This window comes from Promicromonospora sp. Marseille-Q5078 (assembly GCF_050315395.1).
Lineage (GTDB): Bacteria > Actinomycetota > Actinomycetes > Actinomycetales > Cellulomonadaceae > Isoptericola.
The window spans coordinates 4167279-4179617 of record NZ_JBNPQG010000001.1 but is presented as its reverse complement, the minus strand read 5'-3'; the positions used below and the strand labels follow the sequence as shown (position 1 = coordinate 4179617).

Sequence of the window (12339 nt, the reverse complement as noted above, 5' to 3'; positions counted from 1 at the left end):
CGCACGCGCCCGCGCGCCGATCACCCGCCGGTCACCAGGCCGCGTGGTCCGTGCCCCACGGGTGGGCGGGCGCCGGATGGTCGTCGACGCCGGGCAGGGCGGGGCGCGCGGAGGTGACGCGGGGCCGGCGGCCGTGGCTCGCGACGGCGTCCGGCCCGGGCACGGCGGCGGCCGGGTGCCCGGGGTCGCGACCGGCGGCGTCGAGCAGCCAGGCGGCCGTGCGGGCGAGGGCGGCCGACACGTCCCGCCCGCGCCCGTCGCGCCCGCGGGCGGCGAGGGCGTCCGCCACGCCGGCGGCGAGCAGGTAGCCCGTCGCGTGGTCGAGCGCCTGCGCGGGGAGCGCGCCCGGGGCGGTGCCGTCGGGGGACTCGAGCAGCGCGACGCCCGACGCCGCCTGCACGATCGAGTCGAAGCCGCGCCGGTGCGTCCAGGGCCCGGCGTCGCCCCAGGCCGAGACCCGCGCGACGACCGCGCCGGGGGGCGGGCGCAGCCCGAACCGGTCGAGCGCGCCGGGCCGGTAACCGGTGACGAGCACGTCGGCGTCGTCCAGCAGCCCTTGCGCTCGCTCGCGGTCGCCGACGTCGTGCAGGTCGAGCAGCGTGGTGCGCTTGCCCTGCCCGACGTCGAGGTGCTGGTGGCGGATCTCCGCGGGCACGGGCGGGTCCACGCGCAGCACGTCGGCGCCGAGCGCGGCGAGCGCCCGGGTGGCGACGGGCCCGGCGATGACGCGCGTCAGGTCGAGCACCCGCACCCCCGCGAGCGGGGCGGCGCCCGCGTCGACCCCGGCCGGCACGACCGGCCCGGCCGACCCGGCCGACCGGGCGCCGACGTCGTCGCGCGGCGCCGCGCGGACCAGCGGGCCGTCGGCCGCGGACCGGCCCGGCGCCGAGGCGCGCCACCCGGCCTCGTCGCGGACGCGGACGACGATCGCGCCCGCCGCGGCCGCGTCGTCCTCCAGCGTCGCGGCGGAGACGTCCGCGAGGCGCGCGACGAGGTCGTCGCGGTCCGCCCCGTCCGGCAGGCCCAGCAGGTGCAGCAGCCGGGTGCGGTGGTGCGGGTAGTTCGCGTGGGTGCGCACCCAGCCGTCGACCGTGGGGAAGAACCCGGACAGCGGCGCGAACCCGGCCACGGGCCGGCCGTCCAGCCGCAGCAGCCGGTCCGAGCCGAACGACGCCGCGACCCGCGCCGGCGACGGGCCGCGGTCCACGATCGGCCCGGTCCCGCCCGCGCGCCGCACGGCGGAGCACAGCGCCGCGACCGACCCGAGCGCGAGGTCCAGCACCGGAAGCGTCGCGGCGAGCCACGCGCCCCGCTCGCCGTCGAGCGCCGGCGCCGCCCGCGCGTCGTCGTCCGCGCCGTCACCTCGGCCGTCGTCCCCGCCGTCGGGCCCGAGGCCCGACGCGATCCCCGACCGGTAGTCCGCCACCAGGCGGCGCCACCCTCCATCCCGCCACGGTACCCAGGCCCCCGCCCGCCCGACGGCCGAGGTGGTCCGGAACCCCGCGAGGTAGTCCGGACCCGGCGAGGTCGTTCAGCGCTCCTCGGCGCGAGCCACCTCGTGGGGACGGGTGCGGCGCGGGGGCCGATAGGATCGCCGGCATGGCCAAGAGCTCTGCATCCGCCCCCGTCCTGCGTCCGTTCGAGGGTCTGCCGGGGGAGGCGGACTGGGTCGCGATGCGCGAGGTCGTGCCGTCCGCGACGGCGACGGCGCGCACGACGGCGGAGCACGGCGGCCGCGACGTCGTCGTCACGACCGTCCTGCCCGGCGGCTGGTGCGCGCTGCACCGCGAGGACGGCACCGTGCTGCTCGCGCTGCACGGCATGGGCAGCGCCGACGACCTCAGCCGTGACCTGGCCGCCGCGCTCCTCGCGGCGCTGGGCGCGGAGCCCGGCACCGGGGTGCTGCCCGAGGAGCTGCCGGCCGCGCAGGACGGCGACCCCCGCCTGCAGGACGTGCTCGACCTCGACGTCCCGTTCGAGGTCACCGTGCACGACGGCTACGACTACTGGATCGACGCAGGCACGGAGGTGACGGCGGAGATCCGCGCGTCGCTCGACGAGGCGGCCGAGACGTCGATCCCCACGGTGAAGCTGTCGTCGGTGCCGTCGGCGTACTGGTGCCAGATGTCGCGCGAGTTCCTGCGCTGGGCGCGCACGGAGGACGAGGACGCCGTGGTGAACGCGATCGCCCGGCTGCACGCGCGCCGCGAGTCCGGCCTGGCGGGCGGCAAGTTCCTGGGGATGTTCCGCGCCTGCGGCCTCGTCGTGCCGGTCTGGGAGCTGCCCCGCGGTACCGAGGCGGCCGAGCTCGAGGAGCCGGTGGCGGAGCTCGGGCGCAAGCTCGACGAGGCGCTCGCGGTCACGGAGCCTCTGGACGCGAACGAGCGGCGGGCGCGGGCCGGTATCGTCTCCCGTCAGGTGACGCTGCGCTGACGCGGCGCCGCCGCGCCGCCCCGTCGGGCAGCGATCCGCGACGGCGCGGGGCTCCGCACGATCTTCACGGCACGTCCCGGACGACACCGTTTCTTGACCAGAGATCGGGCCTTCCGGGGGAGTACAGTTCTTCGGGAAAAGATTGCTCTACTGATTCCCGGTGATTCCCCAAGGGTCACCGCACAGCAGCGCCGGACGGACCACCGGTCGTCAGGCCGACACGGGCGAGAGAACAACAGGCAGGGAGTCGTGAACACGGACCACGGAGCGACCCGCACGGGCGCTGAGGTGTCCACCAGCCAGGACGATGCCGGCGAGCGGAACAGGGTCGCCGGCCAGGACGGTGCAGGCGCGTCCGTCACCACGCGCGTGGGGGCGCTGCCCGTCGCGAAGACGCCGCGGCCACCGGCGGCCCAGGGCCGCCGCAACCCCCAGCGGGTGGCGGTGATCATCCCCGCCAAGGACGAGGCGGCGCGCATCGCCGCGACGGTCCGCTCGGCTCGCGCCATCCCGCACGTCGACCTCGTGCTCGTCGTCGACGACGGCTCCACGGACGACACGCAGCACGTGGCGCGCGACGCCGGCGCGGTCGTCGTCCGGCACTCGCACAACCGCGGCAAGGCGGCGGCGATGGAGACCGGCGCGGCCGTGGTGGCGATGCGCGACGCCGACGGGCGCGCGCCCCGGCTCCTGCTCTTCGTGGACGGCGACCTGGGCGACACCGCCGTGAACACGGCGCCGCTCGTCGGGCCGGTCCGCGAGGGCGTGGCGGACGTCGCGATCGCACTGCTCCCGAAGCAGACCGGGGCCGGCGGGCGCGGCGTCGTCGTCGGCACCGCGCGGCGCGCCATCCAGCACCTCACGGGGTGGAGCCCGTCGCAGCCGTTGTCCGGCATGCGCTGCCTCACCCGCGAGGCGTTCGAGTCGGCGACTCCGCTGGCGCACGGCTGGGGCGTGGAGACGGGCATGACGATCGACCTGCTGCGCGAGGGGTACGTGGCGGTCGAGGTGCCGTGCGACCTCCGGCACCGGGCCTCCTCGAACGACCTCAAGGGACAGCTGCACCGTGCCGGGCAGTACCGCGACGTCGTGCTCGCGGTGAACGCGCGCCGCGTGCGCGGGGCTGTCGACGCCGTCCGCGGCATCGGCCGCTCGCACGACCGCGCATCGTCCTGAACTGCGTCGACAAGCCCAGAGGGCGTGGTTAGGCTCACAGCGCCGGCGGGACGACACCGTCCCACCCTGTCCCGACGGAGGCTCGATGCCCAGCTCTGACACCGGAACCTCGGGCCCGCTGCGCGAGCACGACGTGCGCGCGGTGCTCGACGCGCTGGCGGTGGCGCCCGCGGGCGAGCCCGCCGTCGCCGAGGCGACGGGGCTGCCCCGCCCGGCGGTCGCGCAAGCGCTGCGGGCGCTGGTGACGGCACGGGCCGTGGTCGCCGACGACGAGAGCTACCGGGTGGACCCGGACGCCGCGTTCGGGCTGGGCGTGGACGTGGCCCGTGACCGGGTGCGGGTCGCCCTCGTGGACGCCACGGGGGCGGTCCGGGCACGGGCCGAGCGGCGCGACGTGCAGCGCACCCCGGTGGCCCGGGCGCGGGCGGCCGCGGTCCTCGCGAACTCCTGCCGCGAGGACGTGGAGGCGCGGATCGCCCCGGGCCGGCGCGTCGAGGTGAGCCGCGCGACGGTGGCGTTCCCCGCCGTCGTGGGCCCCGACTTCGCGACCGTGCTGCACGTGCCCGGCTACGAGAAGGGTGGGACGGCGCTGCACGGCGCGCTGGTGGACGCTCTCGGCTGCCCCGTGGCGCTGGACAACGACGTGAACCTCGGCGCGCTGGCCGAGCAGCAGCTGGGCGCGGGGCGGGGCCGGTCGTCGTTCGTCACCGTCGCGTTCGGGGAGGGCTTCGGCGCCGGGGTCGTGCTGGACGGCCGCCTGCACCGGGGCGCGTCGGGCATCGCGGGCGAGGTGGCCTTCCTGCCGCAGCCGGGCCACGCGCTCGGCGAGCAGGTGCTGGGCGACTCCTCGATCGCCGTGCTGGCCAAGGACCACGACCTGCCCGAGGACATCACGGTCCGCGAGCTCATCGACCGCGCCGAGGCGGGCGACGGCGTCGCGGACGAGGTCGTGGCGGAGATGGCGCGGCGCGTCGCCGTCGTCGTGGCGTCGCTGGCGATCGTGCTCGACCCCGAGCTGTTCGTGCTCGCCGACGAGGCCGCCCGGCCCCCGATCCACGGCCGGGTCGCCGCCTACATGCGCGACCGCGTCGGCGTCCTGCCCGCCCGCATCGAGGCCTCGCCGCTCGGGGCCGACGGCGCGGTGCTCGGCGCCGGCCGTGCGGCGAGCGAGACGCTGCGCGGGCGCGTCGCGGCGGACGTCGTGGCCTCGACCGCGCGCGACGGCGCCGAGGCCGTCGACGGGGCGGCCCGGTGAGCGCGCCCGTCGCGCCGCCCTCGGACCTCACCACGCGCCTCGGGCTCGGCCCGGACGCGCGGGCGATCATCCTCAACGCAGACGACCTGGGCATGTGCCGGGCCGCGAACCGGGCGATCATGCCGCTGCTGGCCGAGGGCCACCTCGACTCCTCCACCGTCATGGTGCCGTGCCCGTGGGCCCCGGACGCCCTCGCGACGGCGGCCGCCGACCCCGCCCTCGACGTCGGCGTCCACCTGGTCCTCACCAGCGAGTGGACCCGCTACCGGTGGCGCCCGCTCACCGGGACGGGCACGTCGCTGGTCGACGACGCCGGCTACTTCCCCGCGGCGGTGGACGCCGTCGAGCGGGCCGCGCGGGAGGACGACGTCGCGGCGGAGCTCGCGGCGCAGCTCGACGCCGCGCTCGCGGCGGGCGTCGACGTCAGCCACCTGGACAACCACATGGGCTCGGTCTACGGGCTCGCCACGGGACGCACCTTCCTGCCGCAGGTGCTCGCGCTCGCCGCCGCCCGCGGGCTCCCGTTCCGGCTGCCGCGCTCCCTGGACGGGCTCGAGGCCATGGGCGCCGACCCGGACGCGCCGGGGTCGCAGGCGATCCTCGACGCCGCCACCACGGCCGCCGACGGGGCGGGCGTCGTCATCCTCGACCGGCTGTGGACGCACCCGTTCGAGCTGGCCGGCGAGGGCACGCCCGACGCCGAGGACTACGACGCGGTGAAGGCCGGCTTCCTGGACCTGCTGCGCCGCGTGCACCCGGGGGTCACCGAGATCTTCCTGCACCCGATGCTGCACGACGACGAGCTGCGCGACGCGGTCGACTACGCGGCGCCCAAGCGCGGCTACGAGGAGCGGCTGCTGCGCGACCCGGAGGTGGCCGCCGTCGTCGAGGCGGAGGGCCTGGTCCGGGTCGGCTGGCGCGACCTGCGTGCCGTGCAGCGGGGCGAGCGGTGACCGACACCGTGACGGGCGTCGGGGTGCTCGCCCGCCTGCGCGACCGGCGGCTCGTCGGGCCGGCGGGCCGCGCGCAGACCGTCGCCTACGGGGCGTCGGCGTTCCCGGCGAACCTCATGCTGCAGACGTTCTCCGCGTTCGTCGTCTTCTTCTACGTCGACCGCCTGGGCGTGCCCGCCGGCTGGGTCGCCGCCGCGATGGTGGCGCACGGCATCCTCAACGCGGTGCTCAACCCCGTGGTGGGCGCGGCCTCCGACCGGCGCCGCACGCGCTGGGGCCGCCGCGTGCCGTGGATCGGGCTCGGCATCGTGCCGCTGGTGGTCGCGTTCGCGCTGGTGTGGATGCCGCCGCCGCTGCCGGCGGCGGGGCTCGTCGTGTGGTTCCTGCTCGTCGTGGCGGTGTTCGACGTCGCCTACGTGGCGGTGGTGCTCAACGTGTCCGCCCTGTTCCCGGAGATCTTCCGCACGACGGCCGAGCGGGCGCGCGGCAACAGCCCGCGGCAGCTCTTCGCGCTGGTCGGGATGATCCTCGGCACCGCGGGGGCGCCGCTGCTGTACGACACGATCGGCTGGGCCGGGATGGGCCTCGCGCTCGCCGTGGTGTGCGCCGGGTTCTTCGCGTGGTCGCTGCTGGGGATGGTCGAGCGCGACGCCGACGACGCGGCCCGCGCGCGCGAGTCCGCCGTGGGGCTGCGCGACCAGCTGCGCTACACCTTCGCGAACCGCGCGTTCGTCACGTACGTGCTGGGCTCGCTGCTGCTGCAGAGCACCACGGCGGTGCTGCTGGCCGGCATCCCGTTCTACGTGAAGTACACCGTGGGCGGCACCGACGCGGACGCGACGCTGCTGCTGGCGCCCATCTTCGTGGCCGCGATCCCCGCGATCTTCGGCTGGTCCTGGGTGGTGCGGCGGCTCGGCCCCCGCACCACGATGCTCGCCGTCGTCGCCGTGTACGGGCTCGCGACGTGCCTGTACCTGCTCCCCACCACCGTGCTCGGCGCCGCGGCCGCGGGGCTGGCGGTGGGCCTCGGCGTGGCCGGCCTCATGCAGGTGCTGGAGGTCGCGCTCGGCCAGGTGATCGACGACGACGAGCGCCGCACCGGCATGCGCCGCGAGGGCATGTACTTCGGCGCCAACGGTTTCGTCGTGCGCGGGTCGGTGGTCGTGCAGGCGGTGGTCGTGGCGGGGGTGCTCGCCGGCAGCGGCTACGTGGAGGGGGCGGCGACGCAGGTGCCGGAGGTGGCCACCGGCATCCGCCTGCTGGTCGGCGGCGTGCCGGTGGTCCTCGCGGCGCTGGCGTTCGTCTGCTTCTGGCTCTACCCCCTGCGCGCCTCCGCGCCGGCCGAGCCCCTCAACGCCGCTGGTTGAGCCTGTCGAAACCCCCCCTCGCTGGTTGAGCCTCTCGAAACCCTCGGCGGGTTTCGACAGGCTCAACCAGCGATGCGGGCCGGCTCAACCGGCGACGAGCCACACCGTCGTCGCGCCGGAGAGCTCGCCTTCGCCGAGCGGCGCGCTGCTCAGCAGCACCTCGCCGGCGGGCAGCGGCACGGGGTCGCTGCCGAAGTTGGTGACGCTGGTCCAGCCGTTCGGGCGGCGGAACGCGAGCACGTCCGGCGACCCGGCGTCGAGCCACTCGAGCTCCTCGGCGGTCTGGAGCGTGCGGCGCAGCCCGAGGGCGGCACGGTAGAGCTCGAGGGTGGAGCCCTCGACGCCGTCCTGGGCCGATGCCGCGTGCGCGGCGAACCAGGCCGGCTGCGGCAGGTGCGCGGGGCCGTCGCCGAAGCCGAACGACGGGCCGTCCGCGGTCCACGGCAGCGGCACGCGGCAGCCGTCGCGCCCCTGGTCCACGCCCGGGTTCCGGAAGAACGACGGGTCCTGACGCTCGGCGTCGGGGATGTCCGCGACCTCGTGCAGGCCGAGCTCCTCGCCCTGGTAGAGGTACGACGAGCCGGGCAGCGCGAGCTCGAGCAGCGTCGCCGCGCGGGCCTTCGCGAGCCCGGCCTCGCGGTCGAGCTCGGCCTCCGGCCCGCCCGCCAGCAGCCACTCGCGGCCGCCCTTGCCGGGGCTGTCCCCGCGGGGCGGCAGGCCGTAGCGGGTGGCGTGCCGGACCACGTCGTGGTTGGAGAAGACCCAGGTGGTCGACGAGCCCGAGGCGGCGGCGAGCTCCAGGTTGGCCGTGACGATGCGGCGGAACTGCGCGGCGTCGAAATCGGCCTCGAGCAGGTCGAAGTTGAACGCCTGGCCCAGCCCCTCACGGCTCGCGTAGCGGGCGCGGCGCTCGGCCGAGCCCACCCACGCCTCGGCGACGGCCGTGCGGGGCGGGTCGTAGGAGTCGAAGACCTCGCGCCACCCGGCGTAGACGTCGTGCACGTCGTCGCGGTCGAACAGCGGGTGGTTGCCGTCCTGCGGCAGCGCCTCGATCTCGGCCCAGGTCGGCAGGGGCTCGCCGGGGGCGGGCAGGTCCTTGGTGAGCATGTGCGCCACGTCGATGCGGAACCCGTCGACGCCGCGGTCGGACCAGAAGCGCAGGGTGTGCAGGAAGTCGGCCCGCACCTCCGGGTTGTCCCAGTTGAGGTCGGGCTGCTCGGTGGCGAAGTGGTGGAAGTACCACTGCCCGTCGCCGACGGGCTCCCAGGCGGGGCCGCCGAAGCAGGACTCCCAGTCCGCGGGCGGCAGCTCGCCGTCCTGCCCGAGGCCGTCGCGGAAGATGTAGCGGTCGCGGGCGGGTGACCCCTTCGGGGCGGCGAGGGCCTCGCGGAACCAGGCGTGCAGGTCGGACGTGTGGTTCGGGACGATGTCGACGACCACGCGGATCCCGGCGCCGTGCAGCGCCGCCACCATCTCGTCGAAGTCGTCGAGGGTGCCGATCCGCGGGTCGACGTCGCGGTAGTCCGCGACGTCGTAGCCGCCGTCCGCGAGCGCGGACGGGTAGAACGGGCTCAGCCACACGGCGTCGATCCCCAGGGCGGCGAGGTAGTCCACGCGCGAGGTGATGCCGCGCAGGTTGCCGATGCCGTCGCCGTCCGAGTCGGCGAAGCTGCGGGGGTAGATCTGGTAGACGGCGGCCTGGCGCCACCAGGTGGCGTCGGAGTCGTCGTCGGCGGCGACGGGGACGTCGAGCAGGTCGGTCATGAGAGGTGCCTTTCTTCGGGTGGTGCGGTCATGTTGGGGTCGGGGTCGGGGTCGGGGTCGGGGTCGGGGTCGGGGTCGGGGTCGGGGTCGGGGGTCAGCCCTTCACGGCGCCCTGGGTGACGCCCTCCATCACCCAGCGCTGCGTGAACAGGTACGCGACGATCGCCGGGGCCATCGCCATGAGGTACGAGGCGAACGAGACGTTGTAGTTGTTGCTGAACTGGGTCTGGAACAGCTGCTGCCGCACCGGCAGGGTCTGCAGGGCCGGGTCGGAGATGATGAGCGACGGCATCATGAAGTCGTTCCACGCGTAGAGGAACGCGAAGATGCCGACCGTGGCGCTCATCGGGGCGAGCAGCGGGAACACGAGCCTCCAGAACGTCTGCCACGTGGTCGCGCCGTCGATGCGTGCGCTCTCCTCGAGCTCCGGCGGGATCGACCGCAGGAACGCGGTGAACAGCAGCACGCTGAAGCTCAGCTGGAACATGGTGGCGAGCACGATCACGCCCGCCGGGTTGTCGAGGCCGAGGCGCCCGGTGAGCTGGATCTGGGGCAGCGCGACCACGGGGAACGGGATGAACATCGCCCCGAGCAGGTAGAAGAACGACCAGCGGAACACGCGCCGGTCCCAGTTGCGCATGATCGCGAAGGACGCGACGGCGGCCAGCAGGATCGTCGCGGCGACCGTGCCCGCCGTCACCAGCAACGACATCGCGAGCCCGACGGGGAAGTCGGTGAGCTGCCAGGCCTGGACGAAGCCCTCGACGCTGAAGGGAGCGGGCAGCGAGAACGCCTTGCCGTCGACGGCCTGTCCCGTCGTCTTGAACGCCATCGAGACGGTCACGAAGAGCGGCAGCAGCACGGTGACGGCGCACAGCGCGAGCAGGACGGTGCCCGACCGGTTCCAGCGCTCCCGCGACCGCCGGACCCGCGCGCGGGCGGACGGCACGACGGGGGACGCGGAGCGGGGCGGGGTGGTGAGCGTCGTCGTCACGGGGTGTTCCTTCCGCGGGTGATCGAGAGCTGGAGGGACGCGATCAGGACGGTGACGACGAAGAAGATCGTCGCGTTGGCCATCTGGTAGGCGTAGTCGCCCCCGTTGAACCCGGTGATGATGGTCATCGCGATGCTCCGGGTGGAGGTGCCGGGGCCGCCGTTCGTCAGGCCGACGATGATGTCGTAGGCGTTGAGGAAGTTCTTGAAGCCGAGGATGACGTTGATGACCACGTAGCCCGCCACGAGCGGCAGGGTGATCCTCGTCAGCCGCTGCGTCCTGGTCGCGCCGTCGAGGTCGGCGGCCTCGTACACGTCCCCGGGGATGGCGAGCAGCCCGGCGATGTAGATGAGCAGCGTCCCGGGGACGGCCTGCCACGCCGTCACCACGACGATCGCGACCCACGCGAGGTCCGGGTTCGCCAGCAGGCTCGACTCCAGGAACGGGATGCCGATCGCCTGCCCGGCGGCGGGGAGCGAGTTCGAGAACAGGAAGTTGAAGACGTAGGCGATGATGATGCCGGAGATCACCATCGGGATGACGAACACCGCCCGCAGGCCGACCTTGGCCCGGATGCGGGAGGTCAGGCCCACCGCCAGCAGGAACGCGACGACGTTCACCACGAGCACGGTGACGAGCGAGAACCCGAACGTGAACAGGTAGCTCTGCCAGATGGCGGGGTCGCTGAAGGCGACGGCGTAGTTGGTGAGGCCGACGAAGTCCCAGTCCCCGATGCCGACCGAGTTCGTGAAGCTGAAGAAGATGCCGATGAGCGCGGGGACCGGGATCGCCAGCGTGAACAGCACGAGGCTCGGCAGCAGGAAGAGGTAGTAGATCGGTTCGGTCCGCCGCCTGGCGCCGCGTGACGCGCGGCGGGCGGCGCGGCCCGGGGGCACGCCCGTCGCTGTCGTGGTGAGGGTGGACATGAGCAAGACTCCTTCGTTCCGCTCTGCTGGGAAGGGCTACTGGCGCCGGGCCAGGCGGGCCCAGTCCTCGTCTAGGGTGCGCATCGTGGCGCCGGCGTCCTCGCCGAACGCGATCCCCTGGGTGTAGGCCATGACGGGGATCGTCTTGGGCACGAGCACCGAGGCGCCCTGGTAGACCTTCCCGTCGTCGTAGTACTCGGTCATCCCCGCGAGGCGCGGGTCGGACGGCGGCGGCGCGTCGGTCGTGGGCGTGTAGCCCAGCTGGGACTCGTTGTACGCCTCGATGATCTGCGGCCGGTACAGGTACTCGAGGAAGTCGCGCGCGGCGTCCTGGTGGTGCGAGCCCTCGGGGATGATGGCGGCCAGGTCGACGTTGACGCGCACCTTCAGGTCCGCCGGGTCCTCGGTCATCGGCAGGGGGAAGGTGCCCAGGTCGAGGTCGGGCGCCGTCTTGGCGATCTCGCTGAAGGCCCACGGCCCCTGGAGGTACATCGCGGCCTCGCCCTGGGCGAAGGCGAGGTTGCCGTCGCCGTAGGCACGGCTCGAGGCGTCGTCGTTGACGTACTCGGCGAGCTGCGTCATCTGCTCGATGGGCCGCGTGAAGTCCTTCTCGAACGACACGGCCGACCGCGGGCCGACGCCGGCGCCCTCGTCGTCCAGCCGGTCGAAGAAGTCGAGGGTGTCGACCTGGCCGCCGACGGCGTAGTCGAACCATCCCTGGGCGACGGTCCAGTCGTCCTTGAAGGTGCCGTAGAACGGCGTCACGCCCTCCTTCTCGAGCGTGTCCGCCACGTCGACCAGCTCGCTCCAGGTCCGCGGCACGTCGAGGTGGTGCTCGGCGAAGATCTTCTTGTTGTAGATCACCGAGGCGGCCATCACCGAGTAGGGCAGGGCGCTCGTGCGGCCGTCGCAGCGGCCGTACTGGTCCATGAGGGGCTGCAGGTCCGGGCGGATCCGGCTCGCCGCCTCCGTGCCGCCCAGGTCGGTGAGCGTGCAGCGGTCGACGAACCGCGCGATCTCGTAGTTGTAGTTCGCGAGCATGAGGTCGGGCGGGTTGCCGCGCACGAAGCTCGCGGAGACGACGTCGACGCCCGAGGTGTCGATCACCACCCGCACGTCGTCCTGCGAGGCGTTGTAGTCGGCGGCGACCTGGGTCATGTACGGGATCGCCTCGCGCTTGCTGAAGGTGAACCGGATGGTCTCCGGGCTGCCGTCGCCGGCCCCGCAGCCGGCGAGGAGGCCGGCCGTCAGGGCCACCCCCAGGGCGCCGGCCGTCGCCCGTACCGCGCGTCGGCGTCGCGCGGACGCCGTCGTCCCGGCCCGGGCGGTCCTCGTGCTCCCAGCCCTCATGCTCGCTCCGTTCGTCGTCGAACTTTGTTGGCGGAGAAAATCTAACACTAGAATTTACTGCTCGACCATACTGGTCCCGACCTGGCCCGACCCGGCCCCGACGTCCTCGGGGCGGGCGACG

General features: G+C 74.4%; 10 protein-coding genes. 5 read left to right on the top strand and 5 right to left on the bottom strand.

The features are described from left to right. Positions 1 to 31 precede the first annotated feature (31 nt). Positions 32 to 1426: a CoA transferase gene (locus ACQFYA_RS19225; protein WP_499126811.1), complete on the bottom strand. Its 1395-nt coding sequence runs from the start codon at positions 1424 to 1426 to the stop codon at positions 32 to 34. Between the two features lie 173 nt (positions 1427 to 1599). On the opposite strand from ACQFYA_RS19225, the gene ACQFYA_RS19220 reads away from it, so the two are divergent. The 5 genes from ACQFYA_RS19220 to ACQFYA_RS19200 all read left to right on the top strand — a co-directional run bounded on the left by ACQFYA_RS19220 (position 1600) and on the right by ACQFYA_RS19200 (position 7184). Next, a complete protein-coding gene (locus tag ACQFYA_RS19220; protein WP_499126809.1) occupies positions 1600 to 2433 on the top strand; it encodes a DUF5926 family protein in 834 nt (277 codons plus the stop codon). 378 nt (positions 2434 to 2811) lie between these two features. Beyond that, the gene (locus tag ACQFYA_RS19215) at positions 2812 to 3609 is read left to right on the top strand and encodes a glycosyltransferase family 2 protein (RefSeq protein ID WP_499127614.1); all 798 of its coding nucleotides are present in this window, start codon (positions 2812 to 2814) and stop codon (positions 3607 to 3609) included. Between the two features lie 85 nt (positions 3610 to 3694). Next, positions 3695 to 4864, top strand: a complete 1170-nt coding sequence (locus ACQFYA_RS19210) for an ROK family protein (RefSeq protein ID WP_499126807.1) — start codon at positions 3695 to 3697, stop codon at positions 4862 to 4864. Then, the gene (locus ACQFYA_RS19205; protein WP_499126805.1) at positions 4861 to 5817 is read left to right on the top strand and encodes a ChbG/HpnK family deacetylase; all 957 of its coding nucleotides are present in this window, start codon (positions 4861 to 4863) and stop codon (positions 5815 to 5817) included. The genes ACQFYA_RS19210 and ACQFYA_RS19205 overlap by 4 nt, the downstream gene beginning before the upstream one ends. After that, a complete protein-coding gene (locus tag ACQFYA_RS19200; RefSeq protein ID WP_499126804.1) occupies positions 5814 to 7184 on the top strand; it encodes an MFS transporter in 1371 nt (456 codons plus the stop codon). Before ACQFYA_RS19205 ends, ACQFYA_RS19200 begins: the two co-directional genes overlap by 4 nt. An 84-nt stretch (positions 7185 to 7268) precedes the next feature. Here the strand turns inward: ACQFYA_RS19200 and ACQFYA_RS19195 are convergent, their stop codons facing one another. The 4 genes from ACQFYA_RS19195 to ACQFYA_RS19180 form a co-directional block, all read right to left on the bottom strand. Further along, a complete protein-coding gene (locus ACQFYA_RS19195; protein ID WP_499126802.1) occupies positions 7269 to 8948 on the bottom strand; it encodes a glycoside hydrolase family 13 protein in 1680 nt (559 codons plus the stop codon). A gap of 94 nt (positions 8949 to 9042) precedes the next feature. Next, positions 9043 to 9897, bottom strand: a complete 855-nt coding sequence (locus ACQFYA_RS19190) for a carbohydrate ABC transporter permease (RefSeq protein WP_499127613.1) — start codon at positions 9895 to 9897, stop codon at positions 9043 to 9045. 41 nt (positions 9898 to 9938) lie between these two features. Further along, complete coding sequence (locus ACQFYA_RS19185; RefSeq protein WP_499126800.1) at positions 9939 to 10868, bottom strand: carbohydrate ABC transporter permease; 930 nt, start codon at positions 10866 to 10868, stop codon at positions 9939 to 9941. 36 nt (positions 10869 to 10904) lie between these two features. Continuing rightward, complete coding sequence (locus ACQFYA_RS19180) at positions 10905 to 12218, bottom strand: ABC transporter substrate-binding protein (RefSeq protein WP_499126798.1); 1314 nt, start codon at positions 12216 to 12218, stop codon at positions 10905 to 10907. Positions 12219 to 12339 lie beyond the last annotated feature (121 nt).

Bases quoted from the DNA above. Each gene is read 5' to 3' on its own strand.
- ACQFYA_RS19180 (WP_499126798.1), bottom strand. From the start codon at position 12,218: ATGAGGGCTGGGAGCACGAGGACCGCCCGGGCCGGGACGACGGCGTCC.
- ACQFYA_RS19195 (WP_499126802.1), bottom strand. From the start codon at position 8,948: ATGACCGACCTGCTCGACGTCCCCGTCGCCGCCGACGACGACTCCGAC.
- ACQFYA_RS19185 (WP_499126800.1), bottom strand. From the start codon at position 10,868: ATGTCCACCCTCACCACGACAGCGACGGGCGTGCCCCCGGGCCGCGCC.
- ACQFYA_RS19210 (WP_499126807.1), top strand. From the start codon at position 3,695: ATGCCCAGCTCTGACACCGGAACCTCGGGCCCGCTGCGCGAGCACGAC.
- ACQFYA_RS19220 (WP_499126809.1), top strand. From the start codon at position 1,600: ATGGCCAAGAGCTCTGCATCCGCCCCCGTCCTGCGTCCGTTCGAGGGT.